The organism is Mycolicibacterium chubuense (assembly GCF_001044255.1).
Classification (GTDB): Bacteria; Actinomycetota; Actinomycetes; order Mycobacteriales; family Mycobacteriaceae; genus Mycobacterium; species Mycobacterium chubuense.
On sequence record NZ_JYNX01000060.1, the window covers coordinates 348,456 to 371,588 of the forward strand.

22 protein-coding genes are annotated in these 23,133 nt (G+C 69.2%); 13 read left to right on the forward strand and 9 right to left on the reverse strand.

What is annotated here, in order from left to right; translation table 11 throughout:
* Nucleotides 1–28: 28 nt before the first annotated feature.
* The 8 genes from MCHUDSM44219_RS22475 to MCHUDSM44219_RS22510 all read left to right on the forward strand — a co-directional run bounded on the left by MCHUDSM44219_RS22475 (nt 29) and on the right by MCHUDSM44219_RS22510 (nt 10,343).
* Complete coding sequence (locus MCHUDSM44219_RS22475; RefSeq protein ID WP_048420412.1) at nt 29–814, forward strand: NUDIX hydrolase; 786 nt, start codon at nt 29–31, stop codon at nt 812–814.
* Nucleotides 811–3,171, forward strand: a complete 2,361-nt coding sequence (locus tag MCHUDSM44219_RS22480) for a DUF6049 family protein (protein WP_048420413.1) — start codon at nt 811–813, stop codon at nt 3,169–3,171. The genes MCHUDSM44219_RS22475 and MCHUDSM44219_RS22480 overlap by 4 nt, the downstream gene beginning before the upstream one ends.
* Before the next feature lie 74 nt (nt 3,172–3,245).
* Nucleotides 3,246–6,725, forward strand: coding sequence for a murein biosynthesis integral membrane protein MurJ (gene murJ, locus MCHUDSM44219_RS22485; protein WP_109777906.1), 3,480 nt, complete (start codon nt 3,246–3,248; stop codon nt 6,723–6,725).
* A 58-nt stretch (nt 6,726–6,783) separates the two neighbouring features.
* Nucleotides 6,784–7,350, forward strand: a complete 567-nt coding sequence (gene sigM, locus MCHUDSM44219_RS22490) for an RNA polymerase sigma factor SigM (protein WP_048420415.1) — start codon at nt 6,784–6,786, stop codon at nt 7,348–7,350.
* 49 nt (nt 7,351–7,399) lie between these two features.
* Nucleotides 7,400–7,576, forward strand: coding sequence for a hypothetical protein (locus MCHUDSM44219_RS30065; protein ID WP_157868780.1), 177 nt, complete (start codon nt 7,400–7,402; stop codon nt 7,574–7,576).
* Between the two features lie 173 nt (nt 7,577–7,749).
* Nucleotides 7,750–8,745: a thioredoxin-disulfide reductase gene (gene trxB, locus MCHUDSM44219_RS22500; protein ID WP_048420417.1), complete on the forward strand. Its 996-nt coding sequence runs from the start codon at nt 7,750–7,752 to the stop codon at nt 8,743–8,745.
* Nucleotides 8,742–9,083 carry a thioredoxin gene (gene trxA, locus MCHUDSM44219_RS22505; RefSeq protein WP_048420418.1) on the forward strand — a complete coding sequence of 114 codons (342 nt, stop codon included), beginning with the start codon at nt 8,742–8,744 and terminating at the stop codon, nt 9,081–9,083. Before trxB ends, trxA begins: the two co-directional genes overlap by 4 nt.
* A gap of 72 nt (nt 9,084–9,155) precedes the next feature.
* Nucleotides 9,156–10,343, forward strand: coding sequence for an N-acetylmuramoyl-L-alanine amidase (locus MCHUDSM44219_RS22510; protein ID WP_048420419.1), 1,188 nt, complete (start codon nt 9,156–9,158; stop codon nt 10,341–10,343).
* On the opposite strand, the gene MCHUDSM44219_RS22515 is transcribed toward MCHUDSM44219_RS22510, so the two are convergent.
* The 9 genes from MCHUDSM44219_RS22515 to rpmH form a co-directional block, all read right to left on the reverse strand.
* Nucleotides 10,340–11,071, reverse strand: a complete 732-nt coding sequence (locus MCHUDSM44219_RS22515; protein WP_048420420.1) for a hypothetical protein — start codon at nt 11,069–11,071, stop codon at nt 10,340–10,342. The genes MCHUDSM44219_RS22510 and MCHUDSM44219_RS22515 overlap by 4 nt on opposite strands.
* Nucleotides 11,072–11,288: 217 nt before the next feature.
* A complete protein-coding gene (locus MCHUDSM44219_RS22520; protein WP_048420421.1) occupies nt 11,289–12,287 on the reverse strand; it encodes a ParB/RepB/Spo0J family partition protein in 999 nt (332 codons plus the stop codon).
* Nucleotides 12,288–12,336: 49 nt separating this feature from the next.
* Entirely contained in the window at nt 12,337–13,374 is a 1,038-nt protein-coding gene (locus tag MCHUDSM44219_RS22525; RefSeq protein WP_082162337.1) for a ParA family protein, read from the reverse strand.
* The gene (gene rsmG, locus MCHUDSM44219_RS22530; protein ID WP_048420516.1) at nt 13,275–13,958 is read right to left on the reverse strand and encodes a 16S rRNA (guanine(527)-N(7))-methyltransferase RsmG; all 684 of its coding nucleotides are present in this window, start codon (nt 13,956–13,958) and stop codon (nt 13,275–13,277) included. The genes MCHUDSM44219_RS22525 and rsmG overlap by 100 nt, the downstream gene beginning before the upstream one ends.
* Nucleotides 13,959–14,031: 73 nt before the next feature.
* Entirely contained in the window at nt 14,032–14,577 is a 546-nt protein-coding gene (locus tag MCHUDSM44219_RS22535) for a Jag family protein (protein ID WP_048420423.1), read from the reverse strand.
* Between the two features lie 36 nt (nt 14,578–14,613).
* On the reverse strand, nt 14,614–15,717 hold the full coding sequence (gene yidC / locus MCHUDSM44219_RS22540) for a membrane protein insertase YidC (RefSeq protein WP_048420517.1): 1,104 nt from the start codon (nt 15,715–15,717) through the stop codon (nt 14,614–14,616).
* Complete coding sequence (gene yidD, locus MCHUDSM44219_RS29175) at nt 15,710–16,042, reverse strand: membrane protein insertion efficiency factor YidD (protein ID WP_048472511.1); 333 nt, start codon at nt 16,040–16,042, stop codon at nt 15,710–15,712. Before yidD ends, yidC begins: the two co-directional genes overlap by 8 nt.
* Nucleotides 16,039–16,398 carry a ribonuclease P protein component gene (gene rnpA, locus MCHUDSM44219_RS22545; RefSeq protein ID WP_048420424.1) on the reverse strand — a complete coding sequence of 120 codons (360 nt, stop codon included), beginning with the start codon at nt 16,396–16,398 and terminating at the stop codon, nt 16,039–16,041. Before rnpA ends, yidD begins: the two co-directional genes overlap by 4 nt.
* A 21-nt stretch (nt 16,399–16,419) precedes the next feature.
* The gene (gene rpmH, locus MCHUDSM44219_RS29180) at nt 16,420–16,563 is read right to left on the reverse strand and encodes a 50S ribosomal protein L34 (RefSeq protein ID WP_014818477.1); all 144 of its coding nucleotides are present in this window, start codon (nt 16,561–16,563) and stop codon (nt 16,420–16,422) included.
* 616 nt (nt 16,564–17,179) lie between these two features.
* On the opposite strand from rpmH, the gene dnaA reads away from it, so the two are divergent.
* From dnaA to MCHUDSM44219_RS22570, 5 genes are all read left to right on the forward strand, one after another.
* Nucleotides 17,180–18,667: a chromosomal replication initiator protein DnaA gene (gene dnaA / locus MCHUDSM44219_RS22550; RefSeq protein WP_048420425.1), complete on the forward strand. Its 1,488-nt coding sequence runs from the start codon at nt 17,180–17,182 to the stop codon at nt 18,665–18,667.
* 554 nt (nt 18,668–19,221) lie between these two features.
* Nucleotides 19,222–20,415: a DNA polymerase III subunit beta gene (dnaN, locus tag MCHUDSM44219_RS22555; RefSeq protein ID WP_172506307.1), complete on the forward strand. Its 1,194-nt coding sequence runs from the start codon at nt 19,222–19,224 to the stop codon at nt 20,413–20,415.
* Between the two features lie 32 nt (nt 20,416–20,447).
* The gene (gene gnd / locus MCHUDSM44219_RS22560) at nt 20,448–21,341 is read left to right on the forward strand and encodes a phosphogluconate dehydrogenase (NAD(+)-dependent, decarboxylating) (protein ID WP_048420427.1); all 894 of its coding nucleotides are present in this window, start codon (nt 20,448–20,450) and stop codon (nt 21,339–21,341) included.
* A 13-nt stretch (nt 21,342–21,354) separates the two neighbouring features.
* Entirely contained in the window at nt 21,355–22,515 is a 1,161-nt protein-coding gene (recF, locus tag MCHUDSM44219_RS22565; RefSeq protein ID WP_048420428.1) for a DNA replication/repair protein RecF, read from the forward strand.
* Complete coding sequence (locus MCHUDSM44219_RS22570) at nt 22,512–23,072, forward strand: DUF721 family protein (RefSeq protein ID WP_048420429.1); 561 nt, start codon at nt 22,512–22,514, stop codon at nt 23,070–23,072. Before recF ends, MCHUDSM44219_RS22570 begins: the two co-directional genes overlap by 4 nt.
* Nucleotides 23,073–23,133 lie beyond the last annotated feature (61 nt).

Below are 23,133 nucleotides of genomic sequence, written 5' to 3' on the forward strand. Positions count from 1 at the left end.
GCAGTTCACGGCAGCTACTATCGCTTGGGTGTCGGACGGCGAGCAGCCAAAACCACGACGGCGCCGAGGGCGCCGCCGCGGCCGACGCGCGGCAGGTCCGCCGGAGCCGGGTGCCGAGAACACCAACGGACACCGCCAGAAGGCGACCTCAAGCGCCGCAGACACCCCGTCGGCCGCGACACCCAAACCTGCGCGCTCCCGCCCCCGTCGGCCCACAGAACGGCTGCGCACCGTGCACGAGACATCGGCGGGCGGCCTGGTCATCGACGGTCTTGACGGACCCAAGGAAAGCCAGGTCGCGGCGCTGATCGGCCGCATCGACCGGCGCGGACGGATGCTGTGGTCGCTGCCCAAGGGGCACATCGAGCGGGGCGAGACGGCCGAACAGACCGCTATCCGCGAGGTCGCCGAGGAAACGGGCATCCAGGGCAGCGTGCTGGCGGCGCTGGGCAGCATCGACTACTGGTTCGTGACCGAGGGCCGCCGCGTGCACAAGACCGTGCACCATTACCTCATGCGATTCGCCGGCGGGGAGCTCTCCGACGAGGACGTCGAGGTGACCGAGGTCGCCTGGGTGCCCCTGCACGAACTGCCGAAGCGGCTGGCCTACGCCGACGAGCGCCGCCTCGCCGAGGTCGCCGACGAGCTGATCGACAAACTGCACACCGACGGGCCCGCGGCGCTGCCGCCGCTGCCGCGCAGCACGCCGCGCCGGCGCGGACAGACGCACTCGCACACCCGCAACCACCGGGCCGACTCCACCGCTCAACCACAGCCCGGCGGGCGGACGAACGGCTGCGGTCAGAGTCCGTGACCCGTCCGCCCGCGCGCCTGCTCGCCGCGGTCGTCGCGCTGCTGTTGGCTGTCGTGCCGATCGTCGCACCGGCCGTCGCGGACGCCCAACCCTCCACGCTGCCGTTCCTCACCGTGCAGATCGACGGCATCACCCCTGACGTCGTCACCACGACCAGCGACCCGATGGTCACCGTCACCGGCACGATCCGCAACGTCGGCGACCGCGCCGTGCGCGACGTGGTGGTCCGGCTGGAACGGGCCGGCGCGGTGACGTCCTCGACCGCGCTGCGCACCGACCTCGCCGGAAACGTCGACCAGTATCAACCGGTCGCCGACTTCATCACCATCGCCCCGGAAATGGCTCGGGGACAAGAGGTTCCGTTCCGGCTGGGCTATCCGCTGCGCTCCCCCGACCACTCGTCGCTCGACATCACCGAACCCGGGGTCTACCCGGTGATGGTGAACGTGAACGGCACCCCGGACTACGGGGAGCCCGCCCGGCTCGACGACTCGCGGTTCCTGCTTCCCGTACTCGGCGTGCCGCCCGCGCAGTCGTCCGACGCCACCACCGACGCGGTGACCTCCGCGGTCCCCCCGGACACCACCCGTCCGGTCGGGCTGACGATGTTCTGGCCGCTGGCCGACCGGCCGCGGCTGGCCGCCGGCGCACCGGGTGGCACCACCCCGGTACGGCTGATCGACGACGACCTCGCCACCTCGTTGGCCGCGGGCGGCCGGCTGGACGCCCTGCTCGCCGCGGCCGATTTCGCGACCAGCCCGCAGGTCGATCCCGGCGGCGAGGTCACCAGTGCGCTGTGTCTGGCCGTCGACCCTGACCTGCTCGTCACCGTGAACGCGATGACCAACGGCTACGTCGTCAACGACGCCGCCGACGCCGGGCCCCGGACCACCCCGACCCATCCGGGCACCGGCCAGCAGGCCGCGATCGGCTGGCTCAACCGGCTCAAGGCGCTCGCCCAGCGCATGTGCGTGACGCCGACCGTCTACGCCCAGGCCGACCTCGACGCGCTGCACCGGGTGGCCGATCCCGGCCTGTCGGCGATCGCGACCAACGGTGCCGGCGACATCGTCGACCAGATCCTCGGGGTCACCTCGACCCGCGGGGCCAGCATCGTCGGCGACGGGCCGCTGACCGCGCCCGCGGTGGATCTGCTCTCGGCGCAGGGCCCGACCGTGGCCATCGCCGCGGCGAACCTGACCGGGCCCAGCGACGCCGACGGCGGGCAACCCGGGACCGCCGACACCGCGCCGGTGCGCTACACCGCCAACGTGGTCACCACTCCGTTCGACCCGGCGGTCGGCGCGGCGCTCGCCGGTATGGGCACCGGCCCAGAATCGCCGTCGTACCTGGACCCCTCGTTGGACATCGCGGTCAAGCAGGACTCCGCGATCGCGCGGCGCCAGGATGCGCTGGGCGCGCTGTTGTGGCGCGGGCTCGACCCCGAGACCGTGCCGCGTGACCAGATCCTGATGCCGCCGATGACCTGGAGTGCCACCGCCGACGACGCCGAGGCCGTCCTCACCGCGGTGGCCAGCACCATCCGGTCCGGGCTGGCCGTGCCGCGGCCGCTCACCGCGGTCATCGATGCGGCGAACGCGGTGCACGGCGGCGTGCCTGCGCCGCCGGAGAACGCGGGCAACCCCCGCGGCCGGTTCGACGACGGTGTGGTGTCGGGCATCGCCGCGACGACCGCCCGGCTGTGGGGCCTGACCGGCGCACTGACCACCGACGAGCGGACCGGACTGACCGGCACGCAGTACACCGCTCCGCTGCGCGAGGATCTACTGCGCGCGCTGAGCTTGTCGGTACCACCCGATGCCCGCAACGGGCTGGCCCAGCAGCGACTGACCACCGTCGGCACCACGGTCGAGGACCTGTTCAAGGCGGTCACGATCGTCAACCCTGGCGGCTCCTACACCCTGGCCACCGAACGCAGCCCGCTGCCGCTGGCGCTGCGCAACGACCTGCCGGTGCCGATCCGGGTGCGGCTGGACATCGACGCCCCACCCGGGATGACGGTGACCGATCCCGGCGAGATCGTGCTGCCCCCGGGCTTCCTGCCGCTCAAGGTGCCGATCGAGGTGCACTTCACCCAGCGCGTCGCCGTCGACGTCGCGCTGCGCACCGCCGACGGTCTGGCCCTCGGCGAGCCGGTGCGGCTCTCGGTGCACTCCAACGCCTACGGCAAGGTGCTGTTCTTCATCACGCTGACCGGCGGGGCCGTGCTGGTGCTGCTGGTCGGACGACGGTTGTGGCACCGGTTCCGCGGCCAGCCCGATCCGGCCGACCTCGACCGGCCCGACCCCATCGAAGTGGCACTGGCGTACCAGGACGACGACGGAGGGCGCCGGTGAGCACCGCCGGTCCGCGCCGGGCGCCCGCCCGCTCCGAACTGTCCGACGCCGCCGTCGTGTCCCGATCCTGGGGCATGGCGCTGGCCACCCTGGTCAGCCGGCTCACCGGATTCGCGCGGATCGTGCTTCTCGCCGCGATCCTGGGTGCGGCCCTGTCCAGCGCGTTCACCGTGGCCAATCAGCTGCCCAACCTGATCGCCGCGCTGGTCCTCGAGGCGACGTTCACCGCGATCTTCGTCCCGGTGCTGGCCCGCGCCGAGCGCGACGACGCCGACGGCGGAGCGGCGTTCGTGCGCCGCCTGCTCACGCTGGCGACCACGCTGCTGCTGGTCGTCACCATCGTCTCCACGCTCGCCGCGCCGCTGCTGGTCGACCTCATGCTCGGCTCCGACCCCCTGGTGAGCCGCCCGCTGACCACCGCGTTCGCGTTCCTGTTGCTGCCGCAGATCATCTTCTACGGGCTGTCGTCGGTGTTCATGGCGATCCTGAACACCCGCAACGTCTTCGGGCCGCCCGCGTGGGCGCCGGTGGTCAACAACGTCGTCGCGATCCTCACCCTCGGGCTGTATGTCCTTGTCCCGGGCGAACTCTCGATCGATCCCGTCGAGATGGGCAACGCCAAGCTGCTGGTCCTGGGCATCGGCACCACGCTCGGCGTGGTGGCGCAGACCGCAGTCCTGCTCGTGGCGATCCGCGCCCAGCGGGTCAGCCTGCGTCCGCTGTGGGGCATCGACGAGCGGCTCAAGAAGTTCGGCATGATGGCGCTGGCGATGGTGCTCTACGTGCTGATCAGCCAGGTCGGCATGGTGGTCGGCAACCAGATCGCCAGCGGTGCGGCCGCGTCCGGCCCGGCGATCTACAACTACACCTGGCTGGTGCTGCAGCTGCCGTTCGGCATCATCGGCGTCACGGTGCTCACCGTCGTGATGCCCCGGCTGTCGCGCAACGCCGCCGCCGACGACGGGCCCGCCGTGCTCGCGGACCTGTCGCTGGCGACGCGGCTGACGATGGTCACCCTGATCCCGATCGTGGCGCTGTTCACCGTCGGCGGCCCGGCGATCGGCAGCGCGCTGTTCGCCTACGGCAATTTCGGCTCCGTGGATGCCGGATACCTCGGCATGGCGATCACGCTGTCGGCGTTCACGCTGATCCCGTACGCGATGGTGCTGCTGCAGCTGCGGGTGTTCTACGCCCGCGAGGAGCCGTGGACGCCGATCGTGCTGATCGTCGTGATCACCACGGTCAAGATCGCGGCGTCGTTGGCGGCGCCGCACCTGACCGCCGATCCCGAAATGGTGGCCGGCTACCTGGGCCTGGCCAACGGGTTGGGTTTCCTCGCCGGGGCGACGGTCGGTTACCTGCTGCTGCGCTCGCGGCTCGACCCGCCCGGCGGCCGGCTGCTGGGCCTCGACGTCATCCGCACGATCCTGGTCACCATCACCGCGTCGCTGGCCGCCGGACTCCTCGCCCACGTGCTGGACCGCCTGCTCGGGCTGGCAACCCTGACCGACCGCTGGGGCGGCGCCGGCTCACTGCTGCGCTTGGCCGTGCTCAGCCTGGTGATGGCGCCGATGATCGCCGGAATCCTGCTGGCGGCGAAGGTGCCGGAGGCGGTGGCGGCGCTGGCCGCCGTGCGCGGCCGGCTACGTCGGAGCCGGGCGCCGGCCGGGAGTTCCGTCCCGACCCGGGCGGCCGGTCCGCTCACGTACCCTGATCTCACATCGTCTCCGCGACGCCCGCGTCAGTTTCCCGGGCCGGCGCGGCGGGGACCCAGGGGCATGGTTGCCGACGACAGGAGAGGGAAAGGAGCTGGTGTGAGCGACACCCCCGCCGGCGGTTCCCCTGCGCCCTCCGACTCCTCCGCCACCACCCGGATCAATCGTCCGTCGGCCGACGACTTCCAGCCCGACGTTCCCGAGGTGCCCGAGGCCGCCCCGCAGCCTGACCGCCCCACCGAGGCGATCGCCACCGCCGGCCCGCCGCGACCGCGTTCGGACTACAGCAACGACCCCACCCGCGAGTCGCTGGCCTTCGATCCGCCCCGCGAGCCCCCGCTGGAGGCCGCGACAGCCGTCGAGGACGCCGCCCACCTCATCCCGGGCGCGACCGTCGCCGGCGGGCGCTACCGCCTCCTGGTGTCCCACGGCGGACCGGCCGGCCTGCAGTTCTGGCAGGCCCTCGACACCGCGCTGGACCGGCAGGTGGCCCTGACCTTCGTCGACCCCGAGTCCCGGCTCCCCGATCACGAGGTGCAGGAGATCCTCGACCGCACCCAGCGGCTGGGCCGCATCGACATGCCCGGGGTGGCGCGCGTCCTCGACGTGGTCCGCGTCGGCAAGGGCGGTCTGGTGGTCTCCGAGTGGATCCGCGGTGGATCGCTGGCCGAGGTCGCCGACACCTCGCCGTCCCCGATCGGCGGCGCCCGCGCGGTCCAGTCGCTGGCAGCCGCCGCCGAAGCCGCACACCGCAGCGGCGTGGCACTCGCCATCGACCACCCCGCCCGGATCCGGGTCAGCATCGAGGGCGATGTGGCCCTTGCCTTCCCGGCCACGCCGGCCGCCGCGACCCCCGACGACGACATCCGGGGTGTCGGCGCAGCCCTCTACGCACTGCTGATCAACCGCTGGCCGCTGCCGGAGACCGGTGAGCCCAGCGGACTGGCCGCCGCCGATCTCGACCCAGCGGGCCAAGCCGTGGAGCCACGCACCGTCGACCGGGACATCCCCTTCCAGATCTCCGCGGCCGCCGTGCGGGCGGTGCAGGAGAACGGCGGCATCCGTAGCGCGTCGACGATGCTCAACCTGCTGCAGCAGGCAACGGCGGTCGCCGACCGGACCGATCACCTCGCACCTGTGGACGAGACGGTCGAGGAGCCCGGCAGCGCGTGGCAGGCGCAGGCCGATCCCGAGACCGCGAACCGCCGCCGCAAGGGACTGATCATCGGCCTCACCGTCGCCGCCGGCGTCGTCATCATCGCGGTGGTGCTCCTGGCCACGGTGCTCAGCCGGATCTTCGGCGACGTCGGCAACGGACTCGGCGGTGACGAGCTCGGCCTCAACGCCCCGTCGTCGTCCTCTGAGCAGAGCCCCTCCACGGGAGCCGGTGCGGTCGTCAAACCTGTTCGCGCGACCGTCTTTTCGCCTGAAGGCGAGGCCGACGCACCCGACCTCGCCGGGCTGGCGATCGATGGCGATCCCTCGACGGTGTGGCCCACCGACACCTACAGCGACCCGGCGCCGTTCCCCGGCTTCAAGAACGGTGTCGGGCTGATGCTCCAACTCCCCGAGCCGACGACCATCGGCTCGGTCACGATCAACGTCAACAGCACCGGTACCGCCGTGCAGATCCGCTCGGCGACCTCGGCGTCGCCGTCGTCGCTGGACGACACCACCGCACTGACCCAGCCGACCACGCTCAAACCCGGCGCCAACACCATCCCGGTCGAGGGCGCCGCCCCGACGTCCAATGTGCTGGTGTGGATCTCGACGCTCGGCCAGGTGAACGGGCAGAGCCGCAGCGACGTCTCGGAGATCACGCTCAAAGCCGCCGGCTGACGCCGGCCGGTGAAAACTGGTGCATCAGAGCACCGTCGGCTCCGCTTAGTGTTCGGCTGTGGGGATTTTCGGACGACCGCCGGACCGGCCGCGGACCGACGCCGAACTGCTGGCCGCGCATGTCGCGGGCGACCGGTACGCCTTCGAGGAACTGTTCTACCGGCATCACCGCCAGCTCTACCGGCTGGCGACCCTGACCACCGTCAACCGCGACGACGCCGCCGAGGCCCTGCAGGACGCGCTGCTGGCCGCGCACCGCACGGCCGGCTCGTTCCGGCACGACTCGGAGGTCCGCAGCTGGCTGCACCGCATCGTCGTCAATGCCTGCCTGGACCGTCTGCGCCGCAACAAGTTCCGGGACTACGCCGAGCTCGACGACCAGTTCGGCCGGATCCCCGACCCGACCGCGCACGTCGACACCGCGATCGTCGTCGAACGTGCGCTCCTGGGACTGCCGCTGGAACAGCGGGCGGCCGTCGTCGCGGTCGACATGCAGGGCTTCTCGGTGGCCGAGACCGCGCGGATGCTCGGCGTGCCCGAAGGCACGGTGAAGAGCCGCTGCGCCCGAGCCCGCGTCAAGCTCGCCGAGTCGCTGAGGAGCTTGGCCGCGCACCGCGCCGAGTGAGCGCCGTCGGCTACCCTCGGACGGTCACACACGACCGGCGGGGGTGGACATGGAGGACGATCCCGATCAGACGGAGCTGGACGGGGTGCGGCGGGAGCTGCGCCGCCTCGCTGCCGACGACGCCGCCGCGCCCGAGGTGCCCGCGGAGGTGACCGCCCGGGTGGGAGCGGCCCTGCGCAACGCCCCGTCGCCCCGACGACGTTTCCGCTTCCCGAGACTTCGCTGATGCTTTCGCCCGACCGCCGCCAGGTCATGGCTGTCGCCGTGGACGCCACGTGCACAGCGGCCGCACCCGGGGTACTCGCTGAGCGCACGGTGAAACGCCGCTGAGCCGCCGGTGAGGCCCCCGGGAACACCCCGGCCTACCCTGGTGTTCAAGGAACAGGCAGAAAGGCACTCATGACCTCCTCGTCCACCGTTCACGACGTCATCATCGTCGGCTCCGGCCCCGCCGGATACACCGCGGCCGTGTACAGCGCCCGCGCTCAGCTGAAGCCCCTCGTCTTCGAGGGCACGCAGTTCGGCGGTGCGCTGATGACCACGACCGAGGTCGAGAACTACCCGGGCTTCCGTGACGGCATCACCGGCCCCGAACTCATGGACCAAATGCGCGAGCAGGCGCTGCGCTTCGGCGCCGACCTGCGCATGGAAGACGTCGACGCCGTCGACCTCACCGGCCCGATCAAGAAGGTCACCGTCGGCGACGAGACCTACCAGGCCCGCGCGGTCATCCTCGCGATGGGCGCGGCGGCGCGCCACCTTGGTGTCCCCGGCGAGGAAGAACGAATCGGCATGGGTGTCAGCACCTGCGCCACCTGTGACGGATTCTTCTTCCGCGACCAGGACATCGCCGTCGTCGGCGGCGGTGACTCCGCGATGGAGGAGGCCACCTTCCTCACCCGGTTCGCGCGCAGCGTCACGCTGATCCACCGCCGCGACGAGTTCCGCGCCTCCAAGATCATGCTGGAGCGCGCCGAGCAGAACGAGAAGATCACCATCCTCACCAACACCGCCGTCACCTCGATCGAGGGCGACCCCAAGGTGACCGGAATCAGGTTGCGCAACACCGTGACCGGTGAGGAGTCGGAGCTCGCGGTGACCGGTGTGTTCGTCGCGATCGGCCACGACCCGCGCTCGGATCTGGTGCGCGGGCAGATCGAGGTGGACGACGAGGGCTACGTGAGCACCGTCGGACGCACCACCTACACCTCGGTCGACGGAGTCTTCGCCGCAGGCGATCTCGTCGACCACACGTATCGCCAGGCCATCACCGCGGCCGGAAGCGGTTGTGCCGCAGCGATCGACGCCGAACGCTGGCTGGCCGATCACGCCGAGCCGGGCGAACGAACCTCCACCACAACCGATGACAGCGATCTGATTGGAGCACAGCAATGAGCGATGCCAAGACAGGAAGCTCGACCGTTGCCGTCACCGACGACTCGTTCTCCCAGGACGTGCTGTCCAGCGGTACGCCCGTGCTGGTGGACTTCTGGGCGACGTGGTGCGGGCCGTGCAAGATGGTCGCTCCCGTCCTGGAGGAGATCGCCGCCGAGAAGGCCGGCTCGCTGACCGTCGCGAAGCTCGACGTCGACGTGAACCCCGCCACCGCGCGCGACTACTCCGTGGTGTCGATTCCGACGATGATCCTGTTCAAGGACGGTCAGCCGGTGAAGCGGATCGTCGGCGCGAAAGGCAAGGCAGCGCTGCTGCGCGAGCTCGGCGACGTGCTCTGACGCCGCTTTTGCGGCCCGGACACTTCCCTGGGGTTTTCCGGAATCCTCTCCCCTTCTGAGAGAATGCTGCCTATGTCGAGTCTGCGTCGCGGTGACCGTTCAGCGGCGGTCACCGAGATCCGGGCCGCGCTGGCCGCGCTCGGCATGATCACCGACCCCGATGAGGATCTGAGCACCGGGCGCCACGTCGCCGCGGACGTCTTCGATGGGGAGCTCGACCATGCGGTGCGTGCTTTTCAGCAGCACCGCGGGCTACTGGTCGACGGGGTCGTCGGCGAGGCCACGTATCGCGCGCTCAAAGAGGCGTCCTACCGGCTCGGGGCGCGCACACTCAACCATCAGTTCGGCGCCCCGATGTACGGCGACGACGTGGCGACGCTGCAGGCCCGTCTCCAGGATCTGGGTTTCTACACAGGCCTGGTCGACGGGCATTTCGGATTGCAGACCCACAACGCGCTGATGTCCTACCAACGCGAGTACGGGCTGTATCCGGATGGCATCTGCGGCCCGGAGACGTTGCGCTCGTTGTACTTTCTCGGCTCCCGCGTCACCGGCGGATCCCCGCACGCCATCCGCGAGGAGGAGCTGGTGCGCAGCTCCGGGCCCCGGCTTTCGGGGAAGCGGATCATCATCGATCCGGGCCGCGGCGGCGGGGACCACGGGCTGATCACCAACGGTCCCGCGGGGCCGATCAGTGAAGCAGACATCCTGTGGGACTTGGCGAGTCGCCTCGAAGGCCGGATGACCGCGATCGGCATGGAGACGTTCCTGTCGCGCTCGGCCACCGCCTCGCCGACCGATGCGGAGCGGGCCGCGACCGCCAACACCGTCGGCGCGGATCTGATGCTCAGTCTGCGGTGCGAGACCCAGACGAGCCCGGCCGCCAACGGCGTGGCCTCGTTCCATTTCGGCAATTCGCACGGGTCGGTGTCCACCATCGGGCGCAACCTGGCCGATTTCATCCAGCGGGAAGTGGTGGCGCGGACCGGTTTACGGGACTGCCGCGTGCACGGCCGGACCTGGGACCTGCTGCGGCTGACCCGGATGCCCACGGTGCAGGTCGACATCGGCTACATCAGCAATCCGGGCGACCGGGCCACGTTGGTCTCCCCTGCCGCGCGCGATTCGATTGCCGAGGGCATCCTCGCGGCGGTCAAGCGTCTCTACCTTCTGGGCAAGAACGACCGTCCCACAGGCACTTTCACGTTCGCCGAACTGCTGGCCCACGAGCTGGCAGTCGATCAGGCCCGCCGCGGCTAACTGCAGGGCGACGCGCCCGCACCGACGGGCTGCTGCAGCTGCGCACTCTCCAGCAGACGTTCCAGCGCGGCCTCCACGCCAGCCTTCCAGCCCAGACCCTGCTCGAGTTCCAGACGCAGGCGCGGGAAGTAGGTGTGGTGGGACACCACCACGAAGCCGGCATCGAGGAGCAGATCGCTCGGCACCACGCAGGTGGACGTCGCGCAGTCTCCGAGTACTTCGACGACCGGCCGCACATCCGGGGGTACGTCCGCCACGTCGCCGAGTTCGTCGACCGCGGCCGTGCGACCGAACGCTTCCAGGGCGCGGACACCGCGTCGGACGAGGTCGCCGACGACCGCGGTGATCAACGCGTGGGAGAGATCCTCATGCCCCGGGCCGGCGTCGACGCCCAGCGACGTCAGGAGCACCGCGTCCGCGCTGACCGGTCCGGTCGGAAACCGGCCCGCCCGCGGCACGCTGCGCGGCGGCGCGTAGAACGCGTAACCCAGGCAGGGCTCGTCGCCGGTCTCGCCGGGTTGATCGCGGCACTCCAGCGCCAACTGACCGCACGATCCCCACTCGAGCATGACCATCGACAGCCATGCTTCCTTCTCGAACTCGGGATCCGAGAGATGATCCTCGGTGCCCAGCGTCGACGGGTCGACTTCCCAGTAGACGCAGCGACGTGCGTGCTTCGGTAGTTGCTCGAACGCTTCGAGCCGCAGAGGCCTGATCCGTGCGGTCACTACGCTCCCGGGTGTCTCCGCCGCGAAGGGATCCGCGGCTGCCCCTCCAGGATAGAAGGCGTCGGCGCTGTCGGCCCGCCGCGGCCGCTCTCCGGCGCCCGTCGTCCGTCCGGCGTTGAAATCATCAGCCGCACAGCACCTTTCCCTCCCCCACGCCGATCGCCGGACATTCCGGCCAACCCAGTGTCACAGTGACGTAATTCCCGCGTGTGACCGGTCACTGGGTCGACGAGTTCATCAACTCCACAATCCGTTGCAAATCGTCGACCGACCCGAACTCGACGACGATCTTGCCCTTGCGTTTGCCGAGACTGACGGTGACCCGGGTGTCGAAGGCCGAGGAGAGGCGTTCGGCGACATCCTGCAGCCCGGGCATCTGGATGGGCTTGCGGCGCGGCGCCGGCGGGGTTCCCGTCTCCTCCCGATTCGCCAATGTGACGGCTTCCTCGGTGGCGCGCACCGACAGTCCCTCGGCGACGATGCGGGCGGCCAACTCTTCCTGCTGCTCGGGTCCGCCCTCGAGGGCGAGGAGGGCACGCGCGTGGCCGGCGGACAATACGCCCGCCGCGACCCGGCGCTGCACCGCGATCGGCAGACGCAACAGACGGATCATGTTCGTGATCACCGGGCGGGACCGGCCGATCCGCGCGGCGAGTTCATCGTGGGTGACGGCGAACTCCTCGAGCAGCTGCTGGTAGGCGGCCGCCTCTTCCAACGGGTTGAGCTGGACGCGGTGGATGTTCTCCAGCAGGGCGTCGCGCAGCATGCTGTCGTCGGCGGTCTCGCGGACTATCGCCGGGATCGTCGCGACGCCGGCCTGCTGAGCCGCCCGCCAGCGCCGCTCCCCCATCACCAGCTGGTAGCGCGGTGCACGATCATCGCCGGGAACGGCCCGCACCACGATCGGCTGCATGAGTCCGAACTCGCGGATCGAGTGCACGAGCTCGCTGAGGGCTTCTTCGTCGAACACCTGGCGCGGCTGACGCGGGTTCGGATCGATCTGCGACGGCGCGATCTCCCGGTACACCGCACCCACCTCGCTGGCGGGCACTGCGGGCTCGGTACTCGTCGGCGATGCGCCGAACACCGCGTCGGCCGCGGCTGCACCCATCCGCGGACCCGTGGTGGCCGGCTCGTCGCCTTCGGCGGGACCGGTCGGGATCAGCGAGGCCAGCCCCCGGCCGAGTCCGCTGCGCTTGCGTGCCGGGTTGTTCATGCGTGTCCTTCTCTGATCGTCGCGCCGGTGCTGCTGGTGTCCGAGGGTGTCATCGTGCCTGTTCCGGCGCGCCGCGCTGAGCCAGTTCGCGGCTCGCGTCGAGGTAGCTCATCGCTCCGCGCGACCCGGGGTCGTAGTCGATGATCGTCATGCCGTAGCCCGGCGCCTCCGACACCTTCACGCTGCGCGGGATGACCGTGCGCAGCACCTTGTCACCGAAGTGCGCGCGGACGTCCATCGCCACCTGATCGGCCAGCTTGGTACGCCCGTCGTACATCGTCAGCACGACCGTGGTGACGTTCAGTTCGGGGTTCAGGTGCGCCTTCACCATCTCGATGTTGCGCAGCAACTGGCCGACGCCCTCCAGCGCGTAGTACTCGCACTGGATGGGGATCAGCACCTCGGGGGCGGCGACGAGCGCGTTGATGGTCAGCAGTCCGAGCGACGGCGGGCAGTCGATGAACACGTAGTCGAAGTCGTGCTGCTTCAGTTCAGCGAGAGCGGTGCGCAGCCGGCCTTCCCGGGCGACCATGCTGACCAACTCGATCTCCGCGCCGGCGAGGTCGATGGTGGCCGGGACGCAGAACAGGAGCTCATTGTGTGGGCTCTGCTGCAGCGCCGCCTCGACCGGGATCTCGCCGATCAGTACTTCATAGGACGACGGGGTGCCGGGTCGGTGCTCGATGCCCAACGCAGTGCTGGCGTTGCCCTGGGGGTCGAGGTCGATGACGAGGGTGCGGGCACCCTGCAGGGCGAGCGCCGCGGCGATGTTGACCGCGGTCGTCGTCTTGCCGACTCCGCCCTTCTGGTTTGCCACCGTGAAGATGCGCTGGCGCGAGGGTTTGGGAAGTAACCCCTCGGACGCCGCATGCATCAGCCGCACCGCGCGCTCCGCCTCCGCCCCGATCGGCGTATCGGACTCCTGCGCGTTCCACGTTTCACGTGAAACATCGACCGGTGCCCGGTCGGGTTCCCCCGCCGTAGACGTCACCGCTGTCTCCTTCCCACCGGAGGCCGGCGACGCCGCTCCGCTTGCAGCAACCCTACGACCACCGTCGCGGGCGGATCCACGTATTGGGCGCCACATGTCCTCACCTCTACCTCGGTCAGGCCGAGCGCTGCCATCGACCGCCGGTGCTGCTGCACCTCGTCGGCGGCGCGCTCGCCCTTGATCGCCAGCATGCGTCCGCCCGGTCGCAGCAGCGGGACGCTCCACTTGGCCAACTTGTCGAGTGACGCGACGGCTCTCGACACCACGACGTCCCTCTCCCCCGCGTCGTCCCGCACGGCGCGATCCTCGGCGCGACCGCGCACCACCACGCAGGCGATGCCGAGCTCGTCGATCACCTCGCGCAAGAAATCGCTGCGGCGCAGCAGCGGCTCGACGAGCGTCACGTGCAGATCGGGGCGGGCCAGCGCCAACGGTATCCCGGGCAGGCCCGCCCCACTACCGATGTCGGCGACGCTCTCGCCGTCGGCCAGCGCCTCGCCCACAACCGCACTGTTGAGCACGTGCCGGTCCCACACCCGGTCCACTTCCCGCGGCCCCAGGAGTCCGCGCTCCACGCCGGCGCCCGCGAGGATCTCGGCGTAGGCGACCGCGGAGTCGACGGCGTCGCCGAAGACTGCCTCGACCGCCGGTGGCGGTGGTGGCACCTCCGCATGTTTCACGTGAAACATCCTCCGCATGTGCGCCCGGCGATCGCCCGCCTCCGAGAACTACATCGATGTAACTCGCAGTGGGTCAGTCGACGAGCACGACCACGCGACGCGACGGCTCCACGCCCTCGCTCTCGCTGTGCACGCCCGAGACACCGGCCACGGCGTCGTGCACGATCTTGCGCTCGAACGGCGTCATCGGCGACAGCTCCTCGCGCTCACCGGTCTCCAGCACCCGGTGCGCCACCTTGTTACCCAGGGCGGCCAACTCGTCGCGCCGGCGCTTGCGCCACTGGGCGATGTCCAGCATCAGCCGGCTCCGCTCGCCGGTCTTCTGATGCACCGCCAGCCGGGTGAGCTCCTGCAGTGCGTCCAGCACCTCACCCTTGCGGCCGACGAGCTTGTTCAGGTCTCCCCCGCCGTCGATGCTCACGACCGCGCGGTCGCCCTCGACGTCCAGGTCGATATCGCCGTCGAAGTCGAGCAGGTCCAACAGCTCCTCGAGATAGTCGCCGGCGATCTCGCCTTCGGCGACCAGCTTGTCCTCGAGATCCGTCGTCGGCTCGGCGGTCTCCTCGACAGCCTCCTCGATGGTCGTCTCGTCCGTGGTCACGGCTTCTGAATTCGTCATGGATACACCTCTCCCTCGTTCGCGGTCACCCGCGCGTCAACGTTTCCGTTTCTTCGGCCGGGCGCCCGGTCGGGGGGTTCGGTTCACCGACCCGTTCCGTGCCGCGGACTTGCTCACGCCGTTTCCGTCCGCACCGTCGGCCGACGGCGGCGCCGGTTCCTCGGTCGCTCCGGACTCCGTGATCTCCACCCCGTCGATCGCCGCCGTGTCGGCATCGGTGCCGGTCTTCTTCTTCCGGCTCGGCTTGGCCCCCGGCGCCGGCGCGTTGGCCGCGCGTCGCTCGAGTGCCTCCTGCTTCTTCTCCTCTTCTTCCTTCTCGATCTTGCCGAACACGTAGTGCTGCTGACCGAAGGTCCAGATGTTGTTCGAGAACCAGTACAGGATGATCGCCAGCGGAAGGAAGGGACCGCCGACCACGACGCCGAGCGGGAACACGTACAGCGCAAGCTTGTTCATCATCGCGGTCTGCGGATTGGCGGCCGCCTCGGGACTCTGGCGCGCCACCGATGCCCGGCTGTTGAAGTACGTCGCGATACCGGCCGCGATCATGATCGGCACGCCGACGGCGATCACGGCGGGCCGATGGAATTCGGTGAACGCCTCCAACCCGTGCTTCTGGATCATCGTCGCGCCCAACGGCGCTCCGAACAGGTTGGCGTCCAGGAAGTGGCCGACGTCGGTGGCGCTGAAGAAGTAGTTGCCGAGGCTGCGGTTCTCCTCGACGGACAGCCCGAGACGGCCGATGCCGGTCTGGGTCCGGTTGAACGACATCAGCACGTGGTAGAGACCGAGGAACACCGGGATCTGCGCCAGCATCGGCAGGCAGCCGAGGATCGGGTTGAATCCGTGCTCGCGCTGCAGCTTCTGCATCTCCAGCGCCATCTTCTGGCGGTCCTTGCCGTACTTCTTCTGCAGCGCCTTGATCTGTGGCTGCAGTTCCTGCATCTGCCGGGTGGTCCGGATCTGCCGGACGAACGGCTTGTAGAGGATCGCGCGCAGGGTGAATACGAGGAACATCACCGACAGCGCCCAGGCGAAGAAATTGGACGGGCCCAGCAGGAAGGCGAACGCCTTGTACCAGACCCACATGATCCCCGACACCGGGTAGTAGATGATGTCGAGGCTGAAGAAGTTAAACACGCGGCAGACTCTTCCCTTGCTGAACCGGCTCACCCCGGTCTTCGGCTGCGCCACCGGACCCTTCGGCTGTGGCGTCACTGTGACGTTCGCGCTCGATACCGCGATCCGGTATCGGATCCCACCCTCCGTTATGCCATGGACCGCACTTGAGCAGACGCACCAGGGCCAACCAGCCGCCACGCAGCAGACCGAATTCGGTCAGAGCCTCGACGGCGTACTGACTGCAGGTCGGCGTGAAGCGGCAGGTCGGCAGACGCAGCGGAGAGATGGTGGTGCGGTAGAGCTGAATGAGGAACACCGCGGCGCGGACCGGACGAGACGTCACGAAGGGGCTCCGTTGCGGGTGCGGATCCGCTGCAACGCAGTGCGCAGCTCCTGTTCCAGTCGCGGCGAGATGGCCCGCCGGCTCCCCGGCAGGGCACGGATGACGACACGATCGGCGGGATCGAGTTCGGGCAGAATCGCTCGCGCGACATGCCGCAACCGGCGCGACACCTGGTGCCGCGCTACGGCGTTGCCCACCGCCTTGGAGACCACCAGGCCGATCCGGGGTCCGGTGTCCTCGGTGTGATCAGAACGCAGGCAGTAGACGACGAGGTCGGGCTGCCCCGCCCGCGTCCCTCGACTGACTGTGGCACCGAACTCGGTCGACCGCGTCATCCGGTTCTGCGCCGGAAGCACCGCGTCAGACCTTGCGCCGTGTCACGCAGTCAGAGAACGACGGCCCTTGCGGCGCCGATCGGACACGATCGCGCGACCCGCGCGCGTGCGCATCCGCAACCGGAAACCGTGCACCCTGGCCCGGCGGCGGTTGTTGGGCTGGAAGGTCCGCTTGCCCTTGGCCACGGCAGTCACTCCTCGTCGGTCTGGCCCCCACGCCTTTGCCCGCATGATCTCTCATGACAGGCAGGACGCCGTCGGCCGTTGGTAAGCTCATCGGTCTCGCTGTACTTGCCAGCGCGGTCCCCGGCACATGCCGGATCGCAGCCGTATCGCCACGTGCGGGCGACTGTTCGAGGGTACTGACGAGAATTCGCCGGGTCAAACCTGCGCTCACCCGCCCCGATACCGCCAGCCGGCCCGAGCTCACAGAACTCCCGCGCACGTCAGCGGCATCACACGAATCACAGCCGTCACGTTCTTCTGGAACGATTGAGCCAGACCGCATTACGGTTCCTCGCAATGTTGCAGAACTGTTGGCACTCGGAGAGAAAACTGTTAGCTTCTGGCAATGCCGCATCCACCGCGGGGCGGCGCACGACAACGAAGCGAGGACGACCCACTCGGCCGCGAGCCCACTACGTGTACCCACCTGGTGCCGAGCTCCGACCCACGGCGTCCTCGCCGGTAGACAACCTAACGACGACGAACTTTCACTTTCCACAACCTGTGGATAACTTTGTGGACAGTTCGTCCTCGTTTTTTGGCCGACCGTGTGCCGGCTGCTAGGGGGTTCGAGTCCTTGACAGCTGACCCCGACCCACCCTTCGTCTCCATCTGGAACAACGTCGTCACCGAGCTCAACGGAGACGGCGGTTCCGCCAACGGTTCCCTCACCCCGCAGCAGCGTGCCTGGCTGAAGATGGTGCAGCCCCTCGTCATCACCGAGGGATTCGCGCTGCTGTCGGTACCCACCCCTTTCGTGCAGAACGAGATCGAACGCCATCTGCGTGAACCGATCGTCGCGGCACTGAGCCGTCAACTCGGTCAGCGCGTCGAACTGGGCGTCCGTATCGCCGACCCCGAACCGGCCGACGGCACCGACGCACACAACGGATTCACCCCGGCGCCCGTCCCCCACCTCGCCGACGACGACGACCTCGTCGATGACGACCTCGCCGCCCGCGCGAGCGCCGAGGAGAACTGGCCGTCGTTCTTCGCCAACCGTGCGCAGAACACCACCAGCGACGATCCGACCGCGATCAACCTCAACCGCCGCTACACGTTCGACACGTTCGTGATCGGCGCGTCCAACCGATTCGCCCACGCCGCGTCGCTGGCCATCGCCGAAGCACCGGCCCGCGCCTACAACCCGCTGTTCATCTGGGGCGAGTCCGGGCTGGGCAAGACCCACCTGCTGCATGCGGCCGGCAACTACGCACAGCGGCTCTTCCCGGGGATGCGCGTCAAGTACGTGTCCACCGAGGAATTCACCAACGACTTCATCAACTCGTTGCGCGACGATCGGCGGGCGTCGTTCAAACGCACCTACCGCGACATCGACGTGCTGCTCGTCGACGACATCCAGTTCATCGAGGGCAAAGACGGTATCCAGGAAGAGTTCTTCCACACGTTCAACACGTTGCACAACGCGAACAAGCAGATCGTCATCTCCTCGGACCGCCCGCCCAAACAGCTCGCCACGCTGGAGGACCGGCTGCGGACGCGGTTCGAGTGGGGTCTGATCACCGACGTCCAGCCTCCGGAGTTGGAGACCCGCATCGCGATCCTGCGTAAGAAGGCGCAGATGGACCGCCTCGATGTGCCCGACGACGTCCTCGAGTTGATCGCCAGCCGCATCGAGCGCAACATCCGTGAGCTCGAAGGTGCGCTGATCCGCGTGACGGCGTTCGCGTCGCTGAACAAGACGTCGATCGACAAGTCGCTGGCCGAGATCGTGCTGCGCGATCTGATCTCCGATTCGTCGACCATGCAGATCAGCACCGCGGCGATCATGGCCGCCACCGCCGAGTACTTCGAGACCAGCGTCGACGAGTTGCGCGGCCCCGGTAAGACCCGGGCGCTCGCTCAGTCCCGGCAGATCGCGATGTACCTCTGCCGCGAGCTGACCGACCTGTCACTCCCCAAGATCGGCCAGGCCTTCGGCCGCGACCACACGACGGTCATGTACGCGGAGAAGAAGATTCGCGGTGAGATGGCCGAGCGCCGTGAGGTGTTCGATCACGTCAAGGAACTCACCACCCGGATCCGGCAGCGCGCCAAGCGCTGACCCTCCTCGCCGGCTACCCACCCTTCACCGCACAGCGGTGGGGGGTGTTTTTCTGTGCCGAGAAACCGAAAAACTTGCATCGCTTTCGCCTCACCCGTCACAGCGCAGAGCTGTGGACGATCTGTGGACAAGCTGCGGTCAACTCCGTGTCGTTGCGGACAGTTCGTCCACAGTTCGTGGTTCATCCCCAACGTCTCACCGACCGGGCCGCCGCCATGCACAGTGTGTCCACACCTGCTCACGGGTGCTGGCCTGCGCGGACGCCGAGCTGTCCCCAGAATGCACAGCACCTAGTACTACTGCTCATTTCTTTCTATCAATTTCTTCTCGAAGAAGCCGCCTGGGGAAAGCCGAACGTCACGGCCCCGTCGGGGCCGCTTGTCGCCCAGATGTCGGGCCGATCGTTTAGCTTTCAAGTTGGGGCCGAAAGCTCTACGGTGGTTCATCGACAGCCCTTCCGGTCGTCGCAGCGTGTCACAGCGGCGCGGTGTGTCAGTCCAGGAAACCGCTGCTCATCGCTTCATCGGGGTGCACATCGAAGGGACGCTATGAACGTGGCGACGACAACGGCAGGTCTCACGGACTTGAAGTTCCGGTTGAGCCGCGAGGAGTTCGCCGACGCGGTGGCCTGGGTCGCGCGTAATCTCCCGTCGCGTCCGACGGTGCCCGTGCTCGCCGGTGTGCTGCTGACCGGCTCCGACGAGGGGCTCACGATCTCCGGCTTCGACTACGAAGTGTCGGCCGAGGTGCAGATCGCCGCCGAAATCGCTTCTCCGGGAAGTGTTTTGGTGTCCGGTCGGCTGCTGTCCGACATCGTGCGCGCGCTTCCGGCCAAGCCGGTCGACGTCAGCGTCGAAGGCACCCGCGTCGCCCTGACCTGCGGCAGCGCCCGTTTCTCGCTGCCGACGATGGCCGTCGAGGACTACCCGACGCTGCCGACGCTGCCCGACGAGACCGGTGTGGTGTCGGCGGACCTGTTCGCCGAGGCCATCGGCCAGGTCGCCGTGGCCGCCGGCCGGGACGACACGCTGCCGATGCTGACCGGCATCCGCGTCGAGATCTCCGGCGAGAAGGTGGTTTTGGCCGCGACCGACCGGTTCCGGCTGGCGGTGCGCGAGCTGACATGGTCGACGTCCACTCCCGGTGTCGAAGCTGCGGTCCTGGTGCCGGCCAAGACGCTGGCCGAGGCCGCGAAGGCGGGAACCGACGGTAACGAGGTGCACCTGTCCCTCGGATCGGGTCCGTCGGTCGGCAAGGAAGGCCTGCTCGGGATCCGCAGCAAGGGCAAGCGCAGCACCACCCGGCTGCTGGACGCGGAGTTCCCGAAGTTCCGCCAGCTGCTGCCCACCGAGCACACCGCTGTGGCCACCATCGGGGTCGCCGAATTGACCGAGGCGATCAAGCGTGTGGCACTCGTCGCCGACCGTGGCGCGCAGGTGCGGATGGAGTTCGCCGACGACGTGCTGCGGTTGTCGGCCGGCGCCGACGACGTCGGCCGGGCCGAGGAGGATCTGCCGGTGGAGTTCTCCGGGGATCCGCTGACCATCGCGTTCAACCCGACCTATCTGACCGACGGTCTGGGTTCGTTGCACGCCGAGCGGGTGACGTTCGGATTCACCACACCGAGCCGGCCCGCGGTGCTGCGTCCGGCCGGTCAGGACGACGCGGCTGCCGGTGGCTCCGGGCCGTTCCCGGCCGCGCAGACCGATTATGTGTATCTGCTGATGCCGGTGCGCCTTCCCGGCTGACCGGCCGCATCGACTACAGGAGGGGCGCTGACATGCAGCTGGGTCTCATCGGCCTGGGCAAAATGGGGTTCAACATGCGGGCCCGCCTGCGCGAGGGTGGGCACGAGGTCGTGGGGTACGACCCGCGACCGGAGGTCTCCGATGTCGCCTCGCTCGCCGACCTGGCCGCCGCGCTGCCGGCACCGCGGGTGGTGTGGGTGATGGTCCCGTCCGGCACGATCACCGATCAGACCATCACCGAACTCGCCGGGGTGCTCGGTGAGGGTGATCTGGTGATCGACGGGGGCAACTCCCGCTACACCGAGGACGGTCCCCACGCGAAGATGTTGGCGGAGAAGGGAATTGCGTTCATCGATGCCGGCGTGTCCGGCGGCATCTGGGGGTTGACCGAAGGGTACGGGCTGATGGTGGGCGGCGACGACGCCGACGTCGCGCGCGCCACGCCGATCTTCGAGGCGCTGCGGCCCCCGGGTCCGGTGGAGGACGGCTTCGTCCACGTCGGCCCGGTCGGCGCGGGTCATTTCGCCAAGATGGTGCACAACGGCGTCGAGTACGCGCTGATGACGGCCTACGCCGAAGGCTACGAGATGTTGGCGGCCGAGGATCTGGTGCGCGATCCGCAGGCTGTCTACCAGGCGTGGACCAACGGAACCGTCGTGCGGTCCTGGCTGCAGCAGCTGCTGGCGAAGGCCCTCAAAGAGGACCCGGGCCTCAACGACATCAGCGGCTACACCGAGGATTCCGGTGAAGGCCGGTGGACCGTCGAGGAGGCGATCCGGCTGCGGGTTCCGGTCCCGAGCATCGCGGCATCGTTGTTCGCGCGGTTCCTGTCGCGCCAGGACGACTCCCCCACCATGAAGGCCGTGGCCGCGTTGCGCAATCAGTTCGGTGGCCACGCCGTCAAACGAGTGAGCGAATCCGGGTGACCGGGGCGGACCCGTGCACGTACGTCGCCTTGCGCTGACTGACTTTCGATCCTGGCCGCGGGTCGAACTCGACCTGGAGCCCGGCCGCACCGTCTTCGTCGGACCGAACGGCTTCGGCAAGACGAATCTCATCGAGGCGCTGTGGTATTCGTCGACCCTCGGGTCGCACCGGGTCGCGGCCGACGCGCCGCTGATCCGCGCCGGCGCCGACCGCGCGATCATCTCGACGATCGTCGTGAGCGAGGGTCGTGAGCTCGCGGTCGATCTCGACATCACCTCGGGCCGTGCGAACAAGGCGCGGCTGAACCGCTCCCCTGTGCGCTCGGCGCGCGAGATCCTCGGTGTCCTGCGCGCCGTGCTGTTCGCGCCGGAGGATCTCGCCCTGGTCCGTGGTGATCCAGGTGATCGCCGGCGCTACCTCGACGAACTGGCCACCACGCGGCGGCCGCGGATCGCCGGTGTCCGGTCCGATTACGACAAGGTGGTGCGGCAGCGGACCGCACTCCTCAAGACCGCCTCGGGCGCCCGTTTCCGCGGGGACCGCGGTGCGCTGGACACCCTCGACGTGTGGGACGGCCATCTGGCTTCCCATGGGGCCCAACTCATTTCGGCGCGAATCGAGCTCGTCAACGAGCTCGCCCCCGAAGTGGAGAAGGCGTACCAGCTGTTGGCGCCGTCATCGCGCCCGGCGGCGATCCGGTACCGCAGCGGTGTCGAGGTGGTGGAGGCCGAGGCGGCCGCCGGCAACGCCGATGTGGAGGTGCTGGAGGCGGCGCTGCTGGACGCGTTGAGCCGGCGCCGCGACGCCGAACTCGAGCGGGGCGTGTGTCTTGTCGGACCCCACCGCGATGATCTGGATCTACGGCTGGGTGACCAGCCGACCAAAGGCTTTGCCAGTCATGGTGAATCGTGGTCGATGGCGTTGGCGTTGCGGCTGGCCGCCTACGAACTGTTGCGCAAAGAGGGGAGCGATCCGGTGCTGCTGCTCGACGACGTGTTCGCCGAACTCGACACCGCGCGCCGCGAAGCGCTCGCCCAGGTGGCCGCCACCGCCGAGCAGGTGCTGGTGACCGCGGCCGTGCACGATGACATCCCCGCCGATTGGGATGCGCGACGCGTCGAGATCACCATGCGCGACGACGATGCGGGCCGTATCTCCGAGGTGCTGCGATGAGCGACGGCGACGAACCGATCGAGCCGCCGGCGCATCTGGCCGGCCTGAAGGGGATGGATCTGGTGCGCCGGGCACTGGAGGAAGCCCGGGGAGCCGCTCGCGAGCAGGGAAAGAACGTGGGCCGCGGCCGGACGTCCCCGGCGCCGCGCCGCACGGGTCCGGCCGCCAACCGGCGCCGCTGGTCCGGGCCGGGCCCCGACAGCAGGGATCCCCAACCGTTCGGGGCCGCCAGTAGTGAGGTCGCCCGCAGCCGGGGCTGGTCCGGCCGGGTGGCCGAGGGGGCGGTGTTCGGGCGCTGGCGCGAGGTCGTCGGCGACCAGATCGCCGACCACGCCGCACCTGCGTCGCTCCATGACGGTGTGCTCACGGTGTCGGCGGAATCGACGGCGTGGGCGACACAACTGCGGATGGTGCAGGCTCAGCTGCTGGCCAAGATCGCCGCGGCGGTCGGCGACGGCGTCGTGACCTCGCTGAAGATCGTCGGACCCGCCGGCCCCTCCTGGCGCAAGGGTCCCTACCGGGTGCCGGGCCGGGGTCCCCGCGACACCTACGGATGAGCCGGCGGACCGTTGTCTGAGAGCCGCCAGAACGCGATCACCGAGTTTCCGAAGCGTCAAG

Bases quoted from the DNA above. Each gene is read 5' to 3' on its own strand.
- murJ (WP_109777906.1), top strand. From the start codon at position 3,246: ATGGCGCTGGCCACCCTGGTCAGCCGGCTCACCGGATTCGCGCGGATC.
- MCHUDSM44219_RS30065 (WP_157868780.1), top strand. From the start codon at position 7,400: ATGGAGGACGATCCCGATCAGACGGAGCTGGACGGGGTGCGGCGGGAG.
- trxB (WP_048420417.1), top strand. From the start codon at position 7,750: ATGACCTCCTCGTCCACCGTTCACGACGTCATCATCGTCGGCTCCGGC.
- trxA (WP_048420418.1), top strand. From the start codon at position 8,742: ATGAGCGATGCCAAGACAGGAAGCTCGACCGTTGCCGTCACCGACGAC.
- MCHUDSM44219_RS22510 (WP_048420419.1), top strand. From the start codon at position 9,156: ATGTCGAGTCTGCGTCGCGGTGACCGTTCAGCGGCGGTCACCGAGATC.
- MCHUDSM44219_RS22520 (WP_048420421.1), bottom strand. From the start codon at position 12,287: ATGAACAACCCGGCACGCAAGCGCAGCGGACTCGGCCGGGGGCTGGCC.
- MCHUDSM44219_RS22525 (WP_082162337.1), bottom strand. From the start codon at position 13,374: ATGTGGCGCCCAATACGTGGATCCGCCCGCGACGGTGGTCGTAGGGTT.
- MCHUDSM44219_RS22535 (WP_048420423.1), bottom strand. From the start codon at position 14,577: ATGACGAATTCAGAAGCCGTGACCACGGACGAGACGACCATCGAGGAG.
- gnd (WP_048420427.1), top strand. From the start codon at position 20,448: ATGCAGCTGGGTCTCATCGGCCTGGGCAAAATGGGGTTCAACATGCGG.
- MCHUDSM44219_RS22570 (WP_048420429.1), top strand. From the start codon at position 22,512: ATGAGCGACGGCGACGAACCGATCGAGCCGCCGGCGCATCTGGCCGGC.